Below are 20191 nucleotides of genomic sequence, written 5' to 3' on the forward strand. Positions count from 1 at the left end.
TTAAAGCGTTTGCTCTAAAATGCGAACAACTAATTGCTCAAAAGTTGCCCCGTTCGCTTTTGCAGCCATCGGTACTAGTGACTTTTCAGTCATGCCTGGTACTGTATTTACTTCAAGGAGATAAAAATTACCTTGCTCGTCTTGCATCGCATCAACACGGCCCCAGCCGCTTGCGCCCACTAAATCAAAAGCATCTAGTGATATAGCCTGTAAGTACTTAGTATCTTGCTCTGACAAATCTGCAGGGCAATGATACTGCGTAGTATTTGATTGATACTTAGCTTGGTAGTCGTAAAAGCCATTTGGTGTAGTCATTTCAATGACTGGTTGTACTTCGTCGCCAAGCACTGTGATTGTAAACTCACGACCAGTGATCCACTGCTCTACAAGCACTTGGTTATCAAACTTAAATGCATTAGCTAATGCATCTTCAAGTTCTTGTACTGTATTCGCTTGTGCCATACCTATGCTTGAGCCTTCGTGCGATGGCTTAACCATTACCTTTTTAAACTCACCCATAATAGCTGCAGCATCAAAGCCTTTTTTGGCATCAACTACGGCATAAGGTGCGGTGCTTAATCCCGCTGATTTAAATAAGTGTTTACAACGTACTTTATCCATAGCAAGTGCTGAACCCAGTACATTACTGCCCGTGTAAGGCAAGTTCATAAATTCAAGCGCACCTTGTACAGTTCCGTCTTCGCCACCACGCCCATGCAAAGCAATAAAAACACGCTCTACATTTAATTCTTTTAATTCCCACAAAGAACGACTTTGTGGGTCAAATGCAATTGCATCAATACCACTATTTTGCAGTGCATTTAAAACAGCTTGACCCGATCGTAAAGACACTTCACGTTCTGCTGAGTTACCACCTAGCAGTACCGCTACTTTACCAAATTGTGTGCTTACCTGAGTCATACTTCACCTTGCTTAAGTTTTTCTATCGACATACCCGTTGCAGCTAATGTTTTAACTAACTGACCTATATTACCAGCGCCTTGAGTTAATACTAAATCATTATTTTGTAAATTTGCGGCCAAAACACCTGCAAGTTCTGCATTTGTTGCCACATGCAGCGGCTCTTTACCACGTTGACGAAGGCTACGGCATAAGCTTTTGCTGTCTGCGCCAACAATTGGCTCTTCACCAGCGCTATACACATCAAGCAATAGCAACTGATCTACATCAGCAAGTACTTTTACAAAATCTTCGTATAAATCGCGTGTACGAGAAAATCTATGAGGTTGATATACCATTACTAAACGCTTATCCGGCCAACCTTCACGTACTGCTGCAATTGTTGCTGCAACTTCTGAAGGGTGATGCCCGTAATCATCAACTAACATCACATTGCCACGCTCGTTTTCAAATTCACCATAGTGTTGAAAACGACGACCAATACCTTCAAACTTCTGCAGCGCTTCTAAAATTGCATGGTTCGCAATGTTTTGATCTTTTGCCACAGCAATTGCAGCGGTTGCATTAAGTGCGTTATGTCTACCTGGCATATTCAACGTGGCAGTTAAACACTCACCTTGCTTGTTAGTTACTGTAAATGTGCATGTATTAGCTGATTGGCTAAAGTCGCTCATGCGGTAATCAGCATCCTTCGATTCACCATACGTGATAACTGGGCGACCAAAGCGCGGAATAAGTTCAGCAGCAACTTCAGAGTCAATACATACAACGGCTAAACCATAAAACGGCAAGTTATGAATAAAATCCACATAGGTGTCTTTCATCTTTTCAAGACTGCCACCATAAGTATCCATGTGATCTTCTTCAATATTTGTGATGACCGAGACCATTGGCTGCAAGTGTAAAAACGACGCATCGCTTTCATCAGCTTCTGCTATTAAAAAATCACTTTTACCTACTTTTGCATTACTACCTGCGCTATTTAACAAGCCACCAATAATAAAAGTTGGATCGAGCCCTGCTTGTCCATAAATACTTGCAATTAGGCTTGTTGTCGTTGTTTTACCATGCGTTCCCGCAATCGCTATACCGTGGCGAAAACGCATTAGCTCTGCGAGCATTTCTGCGCGGCGCACAACAGGGATTCTTGCGGCTTTAGCTGCAATAATTTCAGGATTTGTTTCATCAATCGCGCTTGAAACAACCACTACATTGGCATCTTTCACGTTATTTTCATGATGGCCAATAAATACCTCAGCACCGGCTTTAATTAAGCGATCTGTCATAGCGCTATGAGCAATGTCAGAACCTGTAATACGGTAGCCTTCAAAAGCGAGTACTTCAGCAATACCGCCCATACCGGCTCCACCAATACCAATAAAGTGAATGGTTTCTATTCGGCGCATTGCTGGGCGCGTGTGTTTTTCTTGTACTGACGTTTCTTTCACTTATTTTCTCTTATTTGTTACTTGCTCACAGTGCGTTGCTACGCTTGCTGTGGCATCTAAAATGGCTTGTTTTTTTGCATTTGTAGCCATTTCAGTAATTAATGAAGGTTGGGCTAAATATGGGCTTAATAGTTCAACAATTGATTGTTTATTAAACTGCCCTTGTGGCATTAATAATGCGCCATTAGCCATCACTAAATATTGTGCGTTTGCTGTTTGATGGTCGTCCACGGCATGTGGAAAAGGAACAAAAACAGCCATTTTACCTGCTGCTGCAATTTCGCTAACAGTTAATGCACCAGCGCGGCAAACAACAATATCAGCCCAGCTATACGCCGCGTCCATATCATCAATAAATTCAGCTATTTTTGTATTACCATCCGCAAAGCCATGCATTTTATAAGCTGTTTCTACAGTGGGTAAATGACCTTTACCTGTTTGATGCCACACATTTATTGGAGCTGTATTACTAAGGCCTTTAAATGCTTCTGGTAACGTCTGATTAAGCACTTGTGCACCAAGCGACCCACCAACCACTAAAATATTAATAGGGCTTGATACATCGCGTTTGACTATATCCATAACACTTTGACGTACTGGATTACCTACTAGCTCAGCTTGGCCTTGTGCAAACGCACTTGGAAATGCTGCTAATACGCGTGTAGCAAACTTAGCAAGCCATTTATTGCTCATACCGGCTACAGCATTTTGCTCGTGAATAACCAGCGGGATACCTAAACTTTTTGCTGCAATTCCCGTTGGACCCGTAACATAACCGCCCATTGCAAGTACTACATCCGGGCGCTGTTCTTTCAATACCTTACGCGCCTGCAATATTGCATTAAGTACCATGAATGGGGCTTTAATGAGACGCTTTAACCCATTGCCACGAACACCTTTAACATTAATGAAATCAATATCAATGCCATGCTTAGGAACAACACTTGCTTCCATTCGATCTGGAGTGCCAATCCAGCTGACTTGCCAGCCCTGCTGCTTTAAATAATCGGCCACTGCAATGCCAGGAAAAATATGCCCGCCAGTCCCACCAGCCACTACTACTAATTTTTTACTCATCGCTTACCTCCGCGTGAGGTGGCTTGTTTCGTTGCCATTTTGGTTTCAAAATCTACGCGCAATAAAATACCCGTGGCAATCGTCATAATTAATAAGCTTGAGCCGCCATAAGAAATAAACGGCAGGGTTAAACCCTTCGTTGGTAAAATACCCGCGCTTGCACCTACATTCACCATGGTTTGAAATGCAAACCAAATACCAATGGCAAATGAAAAGTAGCCTTCGTATTCCTTACCGCATTTAAGCGCTTGTTGACCTATTAATAAGGCTCTAAATACTAAAGTAGCTAATACCGTTAAAATACTTACAACGCCTATTAAGCCAAGTTCTTCACCTATAACGGCAAAAATAAAATCGTTATGCGCTTCAGGTAAATATTGTAGTTTTTGTACACTGTTACCTAAGCCTTGACCAAACCAACCACCTTGGCTATACGCCATTAGTGATTGCACCAACTGATAACCTTTACCAAAAGGATCATCCCAAGGGTCTAAAAAGCCTACAACACGCGCCATTCGATATGGTTCAACAATAATTAGTAATACAACCAGACCCACGCCAGTTAAAATAAGTACAAAAAACTGCCATAACTTAGCACCAGCTAAAAACAGCAAGCCAACCGTTGTTACAAACATAACAACTACTGTGCCTAAATCGGGCTGTAGTAAAATAAGCAATGCATACACTGCAAATACTGCTATTGGCTTTGCAAAGCCTTTAATATTTTCTTGTACTTCTTCACGTTTTCTTACTAAGTAGCCAGCTATATAACTAAAAAAGTATAACTTAGCGGCCTCAGCAACCTGAAAACCAACAGGTCCAATAGGTATCCATCGTTTAGCGCCGTTAACTTCACGACCAATAATCAATACTGCTATTAATAGCACCATACCCAGTATTAATAGGTAAGGGTTTGAACGTTTCCACCACTCCATTGGCACGCAAACGCTTATCCAAAAAAGCACAAAAGCCATCGCCAAAAACATGCTGTGGCGAATGGTAATATGGTACGGGTCATCAAATAGTCGCTCTGCGGTGGGCATTGATGCACTGGTTACCATGATAAAACCAACACCAATTAGCATTATTACGCAGTATAATAGCGGCACATCGTATAACTGCCCTGAAGGCTTAGGTGTTAACGCATCTCTTATATCGGCAAAAGCAATCATGATTGCCCTGCCATTACACACTGAACGAAGTCATCACCGCGTTGCATATAGTTGTTATACATATCAATGCTGGCACATGCGGGTGCTAATAAAACAATATTGCCAGGACTACTAAGCACTTTGGCCAAAGTAACTGCTTCTTCCATATTGTTAGTTAAATAACTCTTGTTGGTAATCGCAGCTAAATCACTTGCATCTTTGCCAAAACAAATTAATGCTTTTACATGCTGTTTTATGTAAGGTTTAAGCGCATTTAAATCAGCGCCTTTGGCATCGCCACCAGCAATCACAATCAGGTTTTCACCGTCACTTGCTAAACTATCTATTGCAGCAATGCTTGCTCCAACGTTGGTAGCCTTTGAATCGTTAAAATACTTTACACCGTTAAGCTCAGCTATAAATTGGCAGCGATGAGCCAACCCATTAAATTGACCTAACGCATTTTTATATTGCTCTTTGCTTACTTCAAACGGACTTAAGAGCGCCATTACTGCAAGCGTATTTAAATAATTGTGCTTACCCACTACCGCAAGTGTATCAACAGGTAAAAAGGCATCGCCTTTAACCATAAAGTGAGTTTCGCCATTGTGCTGCGCTAAATGGTAATCACCTTGTTGAGCACCAAAGCTAATTAAGGGAGCCGTACCGCGCTCAACAGGACGTGTTTGAATGTCGTCTGCATTGACAACAATAAGCTCTGCGAACTTATAAATACTAAGCTTTGAGTCTATATAAGCTTGGTAACTGTCATAGCGGTCAAGATGATCTTCAGACACATTTAATACCGTTGCACTTACTGGTTTTAAACTCGTTGTGGTATCTAACTGAAAACTCGATAACTCAAGTACATACACATCAAAATCATCATTGAGTAAATCAAGTACCGCTGTGCCAATATTCCCACCCAAAGCAACTTTATAGCCGGCTTCTTTTAACACTTCATAAGCGAGCGTAACCACGGTTGACTTACCGTTAGAGCCCGTTACTGCAATGACAGGTTTTGTATTAATGCGTGCAAATAACTCAACGTCACCAATCACTTCAACACCTGCGTTAATTGCATTTGCAACAGCTGGTATTTTTAAGCTAAGCCCAGGGCTTATAATAATCATATCGCTTGAACAAGGCTCTGCGTCATCCAAATTACCAAAGTGGGTATCTAGAGTTGGCGCGTGCTCTTTTAACCAATCAATCCCCGGCGGGGTTGCTCGGCTATCAACGACCTTGGGGGCAAGGCCATGAGACAATAGAAAACGCACAATGCCCAGACCGGTTACACCGAGTCCGAGCACTGTTATTTGTTTGTTTTTTATCTCGTTTAAATACTGCATTTATCGAATCTTTAAAGTAGCTAAGCCAGTAAGCACTAGCACAACAGAAATAATCCAAAAGCGCACAATAACGCGAGGCTCTGGCCAACCTTTTAATTCGTAATGATGGTGAATTGGCGCCATTCTAAAAATGCGTTGTCCCCGTAATTTATACGACCCCACTTGTAATATTACCGATAGCGCTTCCATTACAAATACACCGCCCATAATAATAAGCAGTAACTCTTGGCGTACTAAAACAGCAATAATACCTAATGCGCCACCAAGTGCTAATGAGCCAACATCGCCCATAAATACTTGTGCTGGGTAAGTGTTAAACCATAAAAAGCCAAGCCCTGCGCCCACAATGGCAGTGCACACAACCACAAGCTCACTCGCTAGCGGTAAATGTGGAATATGTAAGTAAGCCGAAAAGTTAATATTACCTGTTAAGTAAGCAATAATTGCCAATGCCGCAGCCACCAAAATAATTGGCACAATCGCCAAGCCATCTAAGCCATCGGTCAGGTTTACAGCGTTTGATGTACCTACTATCGCAAAATACGTAAGTACGATATAAAACAAACCTAATTGCGGTAACACGTCTTTAAAAAATGGAACAACGAGTGATGTTTCAGATGCTTGTGCACTGGTAAAGTACAAAGCAGTAGCAACAACTAATGCAATCACCGATTGCCAAAAGTACTTCCACTTAGCAATTAAACCTTTTGGATCTTTACGAATAACTTTACGGTAATCATCAACAAAGCCAACAATACCTAAAGAGCCAATTACAAACAGTGTTGCCCACACGTATTTATTTGATAAGTCGGCCCAAAGTAGCGTGCTGGTAAAAATAGCCGCTAAAATAAGTAAGCCACCCATAGTCGGTGTACCCGACTTAGACAAATGCGATTGCGGACCATCGTCTCGAACTGTTTGGCCTATTTGCATACGTTGCAAACCACGAATTAACTTAGGCCCTAAATAAAGAGACATAATTAGCGCAGTTAAAATACCTAAAATGGCACGTAGCGTTAAATACGAAAAAACATGAAAACCACTAAAATACTGTGTTAAATACTCTGCCAGCCAAACTAACATTATGATACTCCATTGATGGCTTGTTGCTGGCCATTAACTAAATCGGTTACTAATAATTCCATGCGAGAACTGCGCGATCCTTTCACTACTATTGTTGTTTTAGTATTCACTTTATTAATACTTTCTTGAATTTTTTGCTGCATCTGTTCGCGACTCGAAAAGTGACGATTAGGGAGTTCAAACACATCACTTGCGTATTTACTTAACACACCTAATGTAAATAACTCATCAATCCCTTGCTCAAGTGCATACTCGCCAACTTCTTGATGGTACTTACGTGCATCTTCACCTAGCTCACCCATGTCTCCGAGTGCTAAAATGCGGTGACCTTGCATATCACTTAACAAGTCAATCGCAGCCTTTACCGACTTAACATTGGCATTATAGGTATCATCAACCACGGTGAGTAAATCAGACACTTCAATTAAATTAACGCGCCCTTTTACATCACCCATAGTGGCAAGTGCATTGGCTATTTCTTCAAGGGTTACATCAAATTCACTGGTCAGCGCCGCAGCGATAAGTGCATTACTAATATTATGCTTACCAGGTAGTGCCAAAGTAACAGGCACTTGCTTGTTTTTAGTGCAAAGCGTAAAGCTTGCACGTGCATTGGCATCAAGCGTGATGTTCTCTGCCCAAATGTCTAGTTTTTCGGTTGTAGAAAAGCGTTTAACATTACGCCCTTCAAGTTTATCTAACCAATACTGACTAAATTCACTATCGCAATTAACAATGGCAACACCGTCATCTTTTAGGCCATCAAAAATCTCACCTTTAGCTTTTGCAACCCCCATTAAACTACCAAAACCTTCTAAGTGAGCTGCTGCAACATTACATACAACGGCCACATCTGGTTTTGTCATTGCCGTTGTGTAAGCAATTTCACCTAAGTGATTTGCACCTAGCTCAATTACTGCAAAACGATGTTGAGGCTCTAAGCGCAATAACGTAAGAGGGACGCCAATATCGTTGTTAAAATTACCTTTAGTAGCTAATACATCACCGTGAACCGACAAAATTGCCGCACACATTTCTTTTACGGTGGTTTTGCCTACACTCCCTGTAATTGCAATTGTTTTAGGCGCCACTTGGGCCATAACAGCGGTGCCAATTGTACCTAGTGCAATACGTGTATCGCTTACTATAAATTGTGGAATATCTACATCAACTTTGTGCTGAACAATAACGCCTATAGCGCCTTTTTGTTTAGCCTCAGCTATAAATTTATGGCCATCAAAATTTGGCCCTTTCAGTGCTAAAAACACTTCGCCATCGCACACTGTGCGAGTATCAGTATTTATATTTAGCACGTGTTGATTATCACCTTGATAATCAGTTGTTAGCACATTAGCTAACCAATCAAAATCCATTGGGATCATTGTGTTATCCCTCTTACTGCTTTTTTTAGTTGTTCTTGTACATAGCGGCGATCGCAAAAGTCGATGCGCTTATCGCCTATAATTTGATAATCTTCGTGGCCTTTACCTGCAATCAAAATAACATCATCAGCTGTAGCATTTTCTATAGCAAAACGAATTGCAGTTGCTCTATCAGCCTCTAAATGTGCATTTTGAGGATGGGTTAGACCGCCTGCTACATCTGCAATAATGTCATCAGGATTTTCAGATCGAGGGTTATCGCTGGTAATAATCACTTTATTAGCGTTTTGCTCTGCAGCTTGCGCCATTAATGCGCGCTTACCTTTGTCTCTGTCGCCACCGCAACCAAATACACAACTTACACCACCTGGCACATGCAACTGCAATGCTTGTAATGCAAGTGCAAGTGCATCGGGTGTATGGGCGTAATCAACAACACACGTTGGCATGCCAGCTTGACTAAAAGCTTGCATTCGACCAGCAACTGGCTGTAACTGCGCACAACCTGCAACTAGTTGCTCAAGCGGATAACCTAGCCCTAGTAATGTAGCGAGCGCTGCCGTTAAGTTATATAAGTTGAATTCGCCAAACAGAGGCGATTTAATTGAAATATCACCCCAACTTGTCGACAGCTGCGCCGAAATACCTTCACTTGAATATTCAACATCAGAAAAATAAACGTATCGGGCATTCTTAGGAGCTAAGTTTTTGCGGCCATAACAAATTAGGTTATTAAAATCATACTTTTCAAGCCATTGCTCAGCTTGAAAGTCATCTTGATTGAGCACTACAACTTGCGGCTCAAAATCACGGAAAAGCATTAATTTCGCATCACCGTAACTTGCCATATCACCATGGTAATCTAAGTGATCGCGCGAAAGATTAGTAAACACAGCCGCTTTAAACTGACATTTAGCAACGCGTTGTTGCACTAACCCATGAGATGATACTTCCATGGCTACCAGCTTTTTATGCTGCGAATTTAAATCGCTCAAAATATGCTGTAAATCAACTGTTGAAGGCGTTGTGTTTATCAGTGGAATTAAGTTATCAGGATGGCCATAACCTAAAGTACCTATAATAGCCGACTCAGTACTACAAAACTGTGCTAAGTGGGCAATCATTGCTGTGGTGGTCGATTTACCATTTGTACCTGTCACACCAATTAAATCAAGAGTCTGACTTGGTTGGCTATAAAAGCGACTAGCTAATTCTGGAAGCTTTTTATCAAGCTCTGAGACTAAATACAGTGGCTCAAAACTGCTTTCAAATTCACATAATCTGTCAGCAATGATAGCTATTGCGCCATTTTCAATTGCTTTATTAATAAATTGTCCGCCATCAAGTGTATGGCCTTTAATAGCAACAAATACATCACCTGGCGTTACTTCACGGCTATCAAGGCGTAAATGCTTAACCAGTTGCGAGGGCGCATCTATTTCGATGTATTTTAAAATATCCTTTAAATCACGCATCGTTATCTTTACCTTGTACGTACGCAACCTCTTCCTTGTCAGGCGCTACGTTTAATATTCTTAATGCGTTAGAGATGATTTCTGCAAATGCAGGGCCAGCGGTGGCACCTCCATAGTACACATCACCACCTGGTTCATTAATCATAACTACCACGGCTAAACGAGGATTACTTGCCGGTGCTACACCTGCAAAGTAACCTACATATTCATCACCATAACCACCTGCTACGGCTTTTTTAGATGTACCTGTTTTACCGGCAGCACGATACCCATCAACTTTTATGTTGCGAGCAGTACCGTCTTTTTCAAATACACTTTCCATCATGTGGACTACGGCTTCTACGTCTTTTTGTTTAAAAATACGTTCGCCTTCAGGTATATTATCTTGCTTTAAAATAGTCAGTGGTCGATTAACTCCACCAGCGCCTAACATGGTATAAAAGCGCGCCATTTGCGCAGTACTTACCGAAATTGCATAACCAAATGATAAAGTTGCAATTTCAAAGTCAGACCAACGACGATTTGGATAAAACAAACCGCTGCTTTCACCTACCATTCCAGTACCGGTGTCACTGCCAAAGCCTACTTTTTGATATAAGCCAACAAGGTAATCTTTAGGCACTAACTGAGTAACCTTCGCAACCCCCATATTTGAGGAGTACTTTAGTATTTCGCGCAGTGTTAGTTCGCCATGATTACGAGTATCTCTAACTAAACTACCACCTAAACGCATCCAACCTGGGTAGGTATCAATCGTGTCATCTGCCTGAATGGCGCCGTAGTCTAGCCCAGCCAAAATGGCTAGAGGCTTAACAGTTGAGCCTGGTTCAAACAAATCTGTAATTGCGCGATTACGACGCTTATGAGGTGCAGCATCGCTTAAGTTATTTGGATTAAATGAAGGACTATTTACCATTGCCAGCACTTCACCGGTTTTAACATCAACTACCATAGCTGAGCCCGATGTGGCTTTGTAAGTCAGTACAGCTGATTTTACAGCTTTGTAGGCAATAGCTTGAATTCGTTGGTCAATACTTAGTTCTATACTTTCTGGCTCTACGCGCTCACGCTCGTCAAGCACTTCTACTTCACGCCCTTGTGCGTCTTTACGTATAGTGCGGCGGCCTTCCTCGCCCGTTAAAGCGTTTTCGTATAGCTTTTCAATACCTTCAATGCCTTTACCGTCTATATTAGTAAAACCAATAACATGCGCGCTAACCTCACCGGCGGGGTAATAGCGTTTAGATTCATCTAGTAAATGAATACCTGGTAGGCGTAAATCGCCAATATAATTTGCTACAGCAGGAGTAACTTGGCGCTTTAAATAAACAAAGCGACGCGAGGGATCGTTTAATAGTCGAGAGTTAATCTTCTTAGGATCAATGCGCAATACATCAGCAAGCTCACGCCAGCGTAAATCGTTTTTATAATAAAGTGCAGTACGCTTATCAAGCTCAGCGGTATTTTCAGCTAAAGATAAATGATCTTCGCCGCTTTTACGTGCTTGTTTAATTACTTTAGAGACTAGCGACTTGTGCAATGCTTTAGGATCAGCATATACACTTACCACAGGCACACTTACCGCTAACTCTTTACCATTACGGTCAAAAATCATCCCGCGTTGCACATGTAGTTTTTCAACGCGCACGGTACGTTTGTCACTTTCTGAACGTGCTTTATCAGGTTCTATTACTTGTAAATAAGCAGCGCGAGATACGAGTGTTACAAACACCATAAACACAACTGCACACACCAGCATAAAGCGCCATGTGATTAAATTAGTGACTGGTTTTTTGCCTCTATTTCTCATTGTACTATTATTACCTGCTCATCTTGACTCGTAGGTCTTTTCATTTTCAATTGTGATGTAGCTACTTCTTCAATGCGTGCATGTTGCGAATAAAATTCTTCTTCAACAAGTAAGTAGCGCCACTCTAAATCGAGCTCATCGCGTTCTTGTAATAATTGATCTTGCTGTATAAGTTGGCCACGAGCTAAGTGGGTTGTTTGCACAACAGCTAAACTAGAAGCGAATATCACAACCAACAAGGCCGAGGTTAGCTTATTAGCTCCTAGGCCTTTTAATATTTCAAAGAATAAATTAGGTTGCCGATAGCTCGCTTTTTTACTCATCCCAACCTCTGTGCAATCCTAAGTACAGAACTACGAGAACGTGGATTACGCTCTACTTCTGCAGCACTTGGCTTAATAGCTTTACCCACTGCTTTTAACGTCAGATTTTTATTTATTTGTGCATCAGTTAAAGGCAGACCTCTGGGTAATGCTTCTCCCTTACTCTGTTTTCTAATAAACTGTTTTACAATACGGTCTTCTAAAGAATGAAACGAAATCACCACTAAACGTCCGCCTGGCTTTAGCACTTTAACTGCAGACTGAAGCGCAGTTTGAATTTCTTCAAGCTCACTATTAATGTAAATACGAATAGCCTGAAAAGTACGGGTAGCTGGGTGCTTAAACTTATCTTTTACCGGTACAGCTTCATCAACAAGGTCAGCAAGCTGCTTGGTAGTTGTGATTGGCGTGTGCTCACGAACTTCAAGTACTTTGTGTGCAATGCGTTTACCAAACTTTTCTTCGCCCAATTTTTTAATTACGTGGGTAATATCATCCAACTCAGCCTCTGCTAACCACTGTGCTGCACTGCGACCTGTTGTAGGGTCCATACGCATATCGAGTGGGCCGTCTTTCATAAAACTAAAGCCACGCTCAGCGTCATCTAGTTGTGGTGACGAAACACCAATGTCTAATAAAATGCCATCGACTTTACCAATTAGATCGTTTTGCTGTGCTACTTCGTATAAGTTTGAAAAGCGAGTGTGTGCAATTGCAAAACGTGGGTCATCAGCAAATTTTTCAGCTGATTGTATTGCTTGTGGATCTTGGTCAATTGCTTGCAGGCGACCTTCATCACCAAGGCGTGCTAAAATTTGCCCAGAGTGGCCACCACGTCCAAATGTACCATCCATGTATATACCGTCTGGCTTAATTGCAAGAGCATCGATGGTCTCATCCATTAATACGGATACGTGTTCAAATTGCGCTGTCATTAGCTATTGTGTGCCTTTTTTTGTGCCGTTAGAGTGTAAAATTATCTAAATCTTGGTTAGGTTCAAAATCACCAAGCCTTTCAAGCTCAGTATCTTGCTGCATTTGTTCGTGCCAACGCGCCTCATCCCAAATTTCAAATTTATTCATCAAACCAACTAGCATGATTTTTTTGCCAAGTGATGCATGAGCCCGCAGTGACGGCGCAAGCAAAATTCGACCATTTTTATCAAGTTGATATTCAGTAGCATTCCCGAGCAACATACGCTGCATTCGACGGGCTCGTGGGTTCATATTGGAGATTTTAGCTAAACGGCTTTCTATTTCGAGCCACTCAGCCAGCGGATACAACCATAAACACGGCTCATTTAATGCGACGGTACAAATAACCGTTCCCTGATCTTCAGACAATAGAGATTCTCGGTACTTAGTCGGTACCGCAAAACGCCCCTTATCATCCAAACTCAGTGAACTCGCGCCACGAAACATAAAAAACCTACTTTAAAATTGTTTTATTCAACTTTTGTTTATTTTTATCCAGTGTGATCCACTAAAAACCACTTTTTACCACAGTGCTCCAGTTTAGGGCTTGACAAGCCATTTTGTCAAGTAAGCTGACCAGCTTTAGTGAGTCCCAAAGCTAGAAAAAATAAGGGCTCAAGCGAAGCGTTTGAATTATGTGGGAAAAAGTGGGATTGTGATGAAAAAAATATCTATTCTGTTTTTTATAACTTTCTGTTTACACGCTTTGCTTACTGAATAACCAATGAATATTTACAACTTTTTAAGCATTTTTACTCCCTTTGTAAAATTTACCTAACCGTGTAGTAATAGTTACTGTTTGCTTTAAATTATCAAATGTGAAAAAGCTACACAAAAACAACAAAAACCAATACATTCAACACATTAAAACTAAAAAACAGTTTTGGTTTAATCATTGCATTATCTAAATCACTATTTAAATTTTTTAACTTATTAAGGATTGATTATGGCTACTGCAACAAATACGAAACCAAACACAACTTCAGATGTTAAGCCTGACGTTAAACTAACAAATACTGAATCACCTCTTACAGAGAAAGCAACATCAGCGGCGCACGATGCTGTAGATGCACTTTCTAGCAAAGCTGCAACAGCTGAAAGCAGTGTGCGTAAAGGAGCTTCTAGCTCAGCAGATGCATTGAACGAAAAACAACTTATTGCACGTGAAAAACTAAGCGAATGTACTGCAAAAACTCGTGCTTTTGCTTCTGAAAATCCATTAGCAACTGCGGGTATTGCTTTTGCTGCGGGTATGCTAATCACATCACTACTTCGTCGTAAGTAATTAGTGATGAATAACCCACAAACAACAGCAACCAAGGATGGTAATGCGCAAGACCAAACTACTGAGCAACATAGCCAAAAGGATGATTGGCAAGATCATGTTGCAATGCTTTTAGAGTATTCTAAGCAGCTCAAGGATGATTACCAAACTCAAGGAAAGATCACCCACCAGCTTGCTAAAGCTGAATGGCGGTTATCGCTTAGATCGCTTGCATTGATCACTATATTTTTAGGATGCTTTGCCAGTGGTTTGGTTTTGTTGTGGGCAGGATTTCTAGGTGCTGTTGGATACGGTGTATACGATGTTTTTGGGTCAGTATGGCTGAGTATTGCAACAGCTACTTTGCTGCAAGTTGCTTGTTTAGCATGGCTTTGGAAAAATACGGTTTACCTAAGCAATAAAATTGGCTTTAGTAAAACACTTAAAAGCTTAAAACAGCTGTTTAACTTATAAGGAAATTACTATGTTAGTTAACTACTTAATTAAAGCACCTAATGAAAACGTTGATGCTCTGAGTAAGCAAATGGATACGCGCAGTGAATTGAAACGCCAACATCATGCAGCGTTCCAATATAGACTAAAGCGTTTTGCCGTAACCAAAGTTGGGCTTTCAAGTGCCTTTATCGCAGGTGCAGCAGTACAAGCGGGTAAAAGCGAAACCAGCTTCGTAAGAAAATACGGCTGGCTAGTGAACTTGATAGCTTAAGCGCTAAACATTTCTACCGTGATCAGATAAGTAATCAATACTTGGACCACTTGGCACAACTTGTGTTGGGTTGATCATTGTGTGACTAAAATAGTAGTGACGCTTAATATGATAAAAATCAACTGTTTCAGCCACTCCTTTAACTTGATATAGCTCCCTAAGGTATCCACTTAATGCAGGATAGCTTTCAATTGTGCGTAAATTACATTTAAAATGGCCAACGTACACACTATCAAACCGAATGAGTGTAGTGAATAATCGCCAATCTGCCTCGGTGAGCCTATTACCTGTTAAATAACGCTGCTTGCTCAGTATCCCTTCTACTTTATCGAGTGCTTTGAATAAATCGTTAAACGCCTCTTCGTATGCATCTTGAGTTGTTGCGAATCCCGTACGATAAACACCATTATTTATATTTGGATAAATCAACGCATTTAATTCATCAATTTTTGGTCGTAGTGCCTCCGGATAGTAGTCATCGTTATTACCTGTTAACTCATTAAACGCACTATTGAACATACGTATAATATCGGCAGACTCATTACTGACAATTTTATTTAGCTTTTTATCCCACAATACGGGTACTGTAACTCGCCCGGAATACTTAGGATTATTTTTTGTATACACTTGATGTAAGTAGTTACTATTAAATAAAGCATCACCAGTACTGTGGTTTTGCGTATCAAAAGCCCAACCACTATCAAGCATATCAGGGCTAACAACCGACACCGTAATTAAATCGTGCAACCCTTTTAACGCTCTAAATATAAGCGTTCGATGCGCCCAAGGACACGCAAGTGACACATATAAATGATACCTGTTCGCTTGTGCTTTAAATCCGGCCTCGCCCGTTATTCCAGCGCTACCATCAACAGTTACCCAGTGACGTAACTGCGCCGTTTCGCGTTCAAACTTACCGTTACTTGAATCTGTGTCGTACCATTTATCTTGCCATTGGCCGTTAACTAATAATCCCATAAAACTCTCCTAAAAATACCGTTATATTTTGCCAAACTCACCGTTTTGATAATCACGCACTGCTTGCTGTACTTCTGCTTGCGTCGTCATTACAAACGGACCCATATGAGCAATTGGCTGATTAAGTGGATCGCCTGCTAAAACCAAAACGCCAGCGCCTTGTTCAGAGCTAATATTAATATCACTGCCTGGTTCTAAAATAAGTAACTTACCCGCTGGTATTGTTTGATTGTCGCTCATTATTAGTGAGCCGCTATGAATATAAAGCATTACTTTTTGTTGGCTAAGAGGCTCTAAATAAATGCTTTTACCAGCAGGTAATGTAATATCAGCGAGCGCCGCATTAGCAGCTAAACTTTGCAGCTCGCTTGCAAGCGTTTCACTTTCGAACTGCCACGATCCCGCAAGTGCTTTTAACGTCACGCCTTGCGTATTTGTAAAACTAGGAGCTGGGTTTTTAGTCGTATCTTGATAACGTGAATCACGCATTTTTTCTGCGCTTGGCATGTTTATCCAAATTTGAAAGCCATGCAAACCGTCAACAGCATCAGCGAGTGGCATTTCACTGTGCATGACGCCGCGCCCTGTGCTCATCCATTGCACATCACCTGCTTTAATTGCTTCTTTGTTACCCATTTGGTCACGATGCTCAAAGCCACCTTTTAGAATATAAGTAAACGTTTCAATTCCTCGGTGCGGATGCTCAGGAAAGCCTCCCATATAATCTTTTTTTTCATCTGACTTAAGTTCATCAATCATCAAAAATGGATCCAAATATTTACCATCAAACCCAGGTATACGGCTAATGCTCACGCCATCGCCATCTTGAGTTGCATAAGCTGTAAGTATTTTTGATATTTTCATTTTTTAATTCACTCTAAAGAATAAGTTTATGAGACTATTAAATCATTCATTAAACAAAACAACTATGTCTTTAAATCGAGCTTAAGGTTCTATAAAATAGAACGACATTGATTCATTGGTTACATTTTCAACCTTATAATTACTATGGTTATTTGGAGTGAATTTGGCTACAATTGTTATTGCAAAATACGCAACTAAGGAATGGTTATTTTTACTTATTCTCTCAAACATCAGCTTTATCGTTTGCTTATATTGCTAAGTATTCCGGGCACCGCTGTAATTATTTTTACTCTGCTGCTTGAACGCCACCACTCTATTGAGCAAAGTGAAAAAAAAGTAGAAAACATTGCTAAGCAATTAATTTTACAGCAAAAGCACTTAGTCGATGATATTGACCGTTTAGCGCGTTATTTGGCTAAAGAGGAAAGTAAGAAAGAAGATCTAGCTACGTCATGCCCTAATTATTTTAATCAATTTAGAGCTATTTATGCCCATGTTGCCAATATCGGGATTATAGATCCAAATGGCATTGTTATGTGTACAACAAGCGGATTAACCAAAACAATAAGTATTGCAGATCGTGCGTATTTTCAAAATGTCTTAAAAAGTAACCAATTGTCAGTAGGTTATTTTCAGCACGATAGAAACTTGCAAAAAAACACCCTTAGCTTTGCGTTACCTATCATTAATAAAAAAAATGTAATTCAGGGCGTTGTAGTTATCGTTGTTGCGCTTGACTGGTGGAACAATGCTTTTAATAATATTGAACTGCCACCTGGCTCTATTGCTGCAATCGCTGATTCTAATGGAAAAATTTTAGCGCGTTACCCACCAACAACTGCAGCCCTTGGCGATAATATTGCAAAGACTTTATTAGCAACTGATTCTTCGATTGATAATGAAGCATCAACAAAAATAAAATCTATTAAGGGTGAAGATCGAATGCTTCATCACTCTATTATTTATAAAGATCCGAGTAATAACAGCTTAAATATACATATTGCACTTCCTATTACACATGCTTTAAAGCAAATAAATAATAATTTTTTTATAGCGATTGGTATGTTTATTTTATCACTGCTAGTGCTATGTTTAATTGCACGTAAGCTGCTTAAAACCAGCATTATCGACCCAATTAATAATCTAACAAATGCAACAAACGTGTTGGCTAAGGGCGAAATGCCGTCACAAAAAATACAGCCAAATAATCCAGAGCTAAATACTCTCTATCAGCGCTTTAAATCAATGGCGCAAACCAGGTTAACAGCCGAGGCTAATTTAAAAAACAAGCACGATGAGCTTACCAGCTTGCTTAATACTCTACCCGACAGTTACGTTAGAATTAACATCCATGGCGATATTCTCAACATAACGGGGCAATTTAAGCCTCAAGTAAACCCAAACAGCACTGCAGCACCTCATTTATCATCAATACTTTCTCACAACAATGTGCAGCTTTTGTTATCGCAGTTATCTAAGCTTGATGTTTCGAGTAATTTAGAATTTACACTCGAAAAATCCAATCCTAAACGTAGCTTTGAAGCACGTATTAGTGCAATGCAAAGTAAAAATGAATACGTTGTTGTGCTAAGGGATATAACACAACGAAAAATAAATGAAGAAGCACTCCACCTTGCCTTGCTAGTGTATAACAACAGTAGTGAAGGCATGATAATCACCGATCCAGCGGGTATAATATTTGATGTAAACCCTGCGTTTTGCAAAACGACTTTATATAGTAAAGAAGAAGTTATTGGGCGCTCCTCTTCAATTCTTTCATCAGGAAAACATGATAAGAATTTTTACAATAAAATGTGGTCTGAATTACAGCAAACAGGCCGCTGGCAAGGCGAGGTTATTAACCGTAAAAAGAACGGGCAGCTTTACTCTGAGTGGCTCACAATCGATACGGTTTATGATACAAACAACGCACCTATTCGTCGAATCGCGATATTTACAGACCTTACTGAGAAAAAACAAGCCGATGAAACAATTTGGCGACAAGCTCACTATGATCACCTAACTGACTTACCAAATCGTTTAGAGTTAAAGGAGCGATTAAATCAACGATTTTCAAGCATTGTTACTCCCGACAATCAATTGGTTGTCATGCTTTTAGATATAGATCACTTTAAAGATATTAATGACACATTAGGCCATCACTATGGCGATAACTTATTAAAACTCGTATCGCAACGCATAGTTCAGTCGGCAAAAAATGCTGAGTTTGTGGCACGTATTGGTGGTGATGAGTTTGTTATTGTGTTTAATCGTATAAAAAGTACGCGTCATATTAATCAAATTGCCAGTAATATTTTGCTTAACCTATCGTCGGCTTTGCATCTTGAAAACGAAGAGTTATTTATTAGCGCCAGCATGGGCATAGCATGCGCCCCTAATGATGGTGAAAATACTGAACAGCTTTTAAAAGCAGCCGATCAGGCTATGTATAAAGCAAAAAGTAATGGTCGTAACTGTTTTGAGTTTTTCTCTGCTGACATGCGCGAATATGCACACGCGCGCATGGTGCTATTAAAAGACTTACGAAGTGCCATTGAACTTGAACAATTTGAATTGTTTTATCAGCCCATTGTTGCTTTGAATGATTTACATATTCATAAAGCTGAAGCACTTATTCGTTGGCAACATCCCGAAAAAGGCCTAATTAGCCCTGTCGCATTTATTTCACTTGCTGAAGAGACCAGGCAAATAAATGCAATTGGCCAATTTGTATTTGCTCAAACCTTGCAAACGCTTAACGATATAAAAACCCTAACCGATGATACTTTTCAAATAAGTGTAAACGTGTCGCCAGTGCAGTTATCCACGCCAGAGAGTGGTATAGATGAATGGTACGATATGCTAAAAGCTGCAAAATTACCTGCATCCTCAATTGTGGCAGAAATAACTGAAGGCCTAATGATTAACCCCGAAGCATTAACGCAACGTCGCTTAAAAGAAATAGTAAAATCAGGTATGCAGCTTGCCCTTGATGATTTTGGTACAGGATATTCGTCACTCGCTTACTTACAAGAAATGGATACCGATTATTTAAAAATAGATAAACGTTTTGTTGATAATATTCAAGTAGGCAGTCAAGAACTTGCACTGTGTGAAGCAATAATTGTTATGGCGCATCAACTGGGCTTAAAAGTAATCGCCGAAGGAATTGAAACTAAATTACAAATGCAGCTATTACTTGAAGCCGGATGTGATTACGGTCAAGGTTATTTATTTTCAAGACCTTTAAATAAAAGCAGTTTTATGGCACTTCTAGCTGATAAAAAAGTAGCTTTGTTAAAATAAATAGACAAAAAATCACTGTTACGCAATAAATAATGCGTCTGCGCGGTCAAGTTAA

The 20191-nt window shown here is 40.3% G+C and carries 18 protein-coding genes; 4 read left to right on the forward strand and 14 right to left on the reverse strand.

Features of this window, described 5'->3' with window-relative positions; translation table 11 throughout:
* From QL998_RS03835 to mraZ, 12 genes are read right to left on the reverse strand one after another with little or no spacing between them, the layout of a single operon-like run.
* Complete coding sequence (locus QL998_RS03835) at positions 1-921, reverse strand: D-alanine--D-alanine ligase (protein ID WP_290192176.1); 921 nt, start codon at positions 919-921, stop codon at positions 1-3.
* Complete coding sequence (murC, locus tag QL998_RS03840; protein ID WP_290192177.1) at positions 918-2369, reverse strand: UDP-N-acetylmuramate--L-alanine ligase; 1452 nt, start codon at positions 2367-2369, stop codon at positions 918-920. Before murC ends, QL998_RS03835 begins: the two co-directional genes overlap by 4 nt.
* Entirely contained in the window at positions 2370-3446 is a 1077-nt protein-coding gene (gene murG / locus QL998_RS03845) for an undecaprenyldiphospho-muramoylpentapeptide beta-N-acetylglucosaminyltransferase (RefSeq protein WP_290192178.1), read from the reverse strand.
* Positions 3443-4618, reverse strand: coding sequence for a cell division protein FtsW (ftsW, locus tag QL998_RS03850; protein ID WP_024599289.1), 1176 nt, complete (start codon positions 4616-4618; stop codon positions 3443-3445). Before ftsW ends, murG begins: the two co-directional genes overlap by 4 nt.
* Complete coding sequence (gene murD, locus QL998_RS03855; RefSeq protein WP_290192179.1) at positions 4615-5949, reverse strand: UDP-N-acetylmuramoyl-L-alanine--D-glutamate ligase; 1335 nt, start codon at positions 5947-5949, stop codon at positions 4615-4617. Before murD ends, ftsW begins: the two co-directional genes overlap by 4 nt.
* On the reverse strand, positions 5950-7032 hold the full coding sequence (mraY, locus tag QL998_RS03860; protein ID WP_024599287.1) for a phospho-N-acetylmuramoyl-pentapeptide-transferase: 1083 nt from the start codon (positions 7030-7032) through the stop codon (positions 5950-5952).
* Positions 7032-8414 carry a UDP-N-acetylmuramoyl-tripeptide--D-alanyl-D-alanine ligase gene (gene murF, locus QL998_RS03865; RefSeq protein WP_290192180.1) on the reverse strand — a complete coding sequence of 461 codons (1383 nt, stop codon included), beginning with the start codon at positions 8412-8414 and terminating at the stop codon, positions 7032-7034. The genes mraY and murF overlap by 1 nt, the downstream gene beginning before the upstream one ends.
* A complete protein-coding gene (gene murE / locus QL998_RS03870) occupies positions 8411-9889 on the reverse strand; it encodes a UDP-N-acetylmuramoyl-L-alanyl-D-glutamate--2,6-diaminopimelate ligase (protein WP_024606336.1) in 1479 nt (492 codons plus the stop codon). The genes murF and murE overlap by 4 nt, the downstream gene beginning before the upstream one ends.
* The gene (locus QL998_RS03875) at positions 9882-11699 is read right to left on the reverse strand and encodes a penicillin-binding transpeptidase domain-containing protein (protein ID WP_290192181.1); all 1818 of its coding nucleotides are present in this window, start codon (positions 11697-11699) and stop codon (positions 9882-9884) included. The genes murE and QL998_RS03875 overlap by 8 nt, the downstream gene beginning before the upstream one ends.
* Complete coding sequence (ftsL, locus tag QL998_RS03880) at positions 11696-12022, reverse strand: cell division protein FtsL (protein WP_002957986.1); 327 nt, start codon at positions 12020-12022, stop codon at positions 11696-11698. The genes QL998_RS03875 and ftsL overlap by 4 nt, the downstream gene beginning before the upstream one ends.
* A complete protein-coding gene (rsmH, locus tag QL998_RS03885; protein ID WP_024606338.1) occupies positions 12019-12957 on the reverse strand; it encodes a 16S rRNA (cytosine(1402)-N(4))-methyltransferase RsmH in 939 nt (312 codons plus the stop codon). Before rsmH ends, ftsL begins: the two co-directional genes overlap by 4 nt.
* Positions 12958-12985: 28 nt before the next feature.
* The gene (gene mraZ, locus QL998_RS03890; RefSeq protein ID WP_007582904.1) at positions 12986-13444 is read right to left on the reverse strand and encodes a division/cell wall cluster transcriptional repressor MraZ; all 459 of its coding nucleotides are present in this window, start codon (positions 13442-13444) and stop codon (positions 12986-12988) included.
* A 499-nt stretch (positions 13445-13943) separates the two neighbouring features.
* Here mraZ and QL998_RS03895 point away from each other — a divergent pair, with 499 nt between their 5' ends.
* From QL998_RS03895 to QL998_RS03905, 3 genes are read left to right on the forward strand one after another with little or no spacing between them, the layout of a single operon-like run.
* Complete coding sequence (locus tag QL998_RS03895) at positions 13944-14282, forward strand: DUF883 domain-containing protein (RefSeq protein ID WP_182194673.1); 339 nt, start codon at positions 13944-13946, stop codon at positions 14280-14282.
* A gap of 6 nt (positions 14283-14288) precedes the next feature.
* Positions 14289-14735, forward strand: coding sequence for a hypothetical protein (locus QL998_RS03900; RefSeq protein ID WP_182194670.1), 447 nt, complete (start codon positions 14289-14291; stop codon positions 14733-14735).
* 10 nt (positions 14736-14745) lie between these two features.
* Complete coding sequence (locus tag QL998_RS03905; RefSeq protein ID WP_024596383.1) at positions 14746-14988, forward strand: hypothetical protein; 243 nt, start codon at positions 14746-14748, stop codon at positions 14986-14988.
* Between the two features lie 3 nt (positions 14989-14991).
* Here QL998_RS03905 and QL998_RS03910 read toward each other — a convergent pair whose 3' ends face one another.
* Together QL998_RS03910 and QL998_RS03915 are read right to left on the reverse strand one after the other, a co-directional pair.
* The gene (locus tag QL998_RS03910) at positions 14992-15966 is read right to left on the reverse strand and encodes a glutathione S-transferase family protein (protein ID WP_182711431.1); all 975 of its coding nucleotides are present in this window, start codon (positions 15964-15966) and stop codon (positions 14992-14994) included.
* A gap of 21 nt (positions 15967-15987) precedes the next feature.
* Entirely contained in the window at positions 15988-16830 is an 843-nt protein-coding gene (locus QL998_RS03915; protein WP_290192182.1) for a pirin family protein, read from the reverse strand.
* A 201-nt stretch (positions 16831-17031) separates the two neighbouring features.
* Between QL998_RS03915 and QL998_RS03920 the strand changes: the two genes are divergently transcribed.
* Complete coding sequence (locus QL998_RS03920) at positions 17032-20136, forward strand: EAL domain-containing protein (protein ID WP_290192183.1); 3105 nt, start codon at positions 17032-17034, stop codon at positions 20134-20136.
* Positions 20137-20191 lie beyond the last annotated feature (55 nt).

The sequence above is a fragment of the Pseudoalteromonas sp. APC 3691 genome (assembly GCF_030408135.1).
Classification (GTDB): domain Bacteria; phylum Pseudomonadota; class Gammaproteobacteria; order Enterobacterales; family Alteromonadaceae; genus Pseudoalteromonas.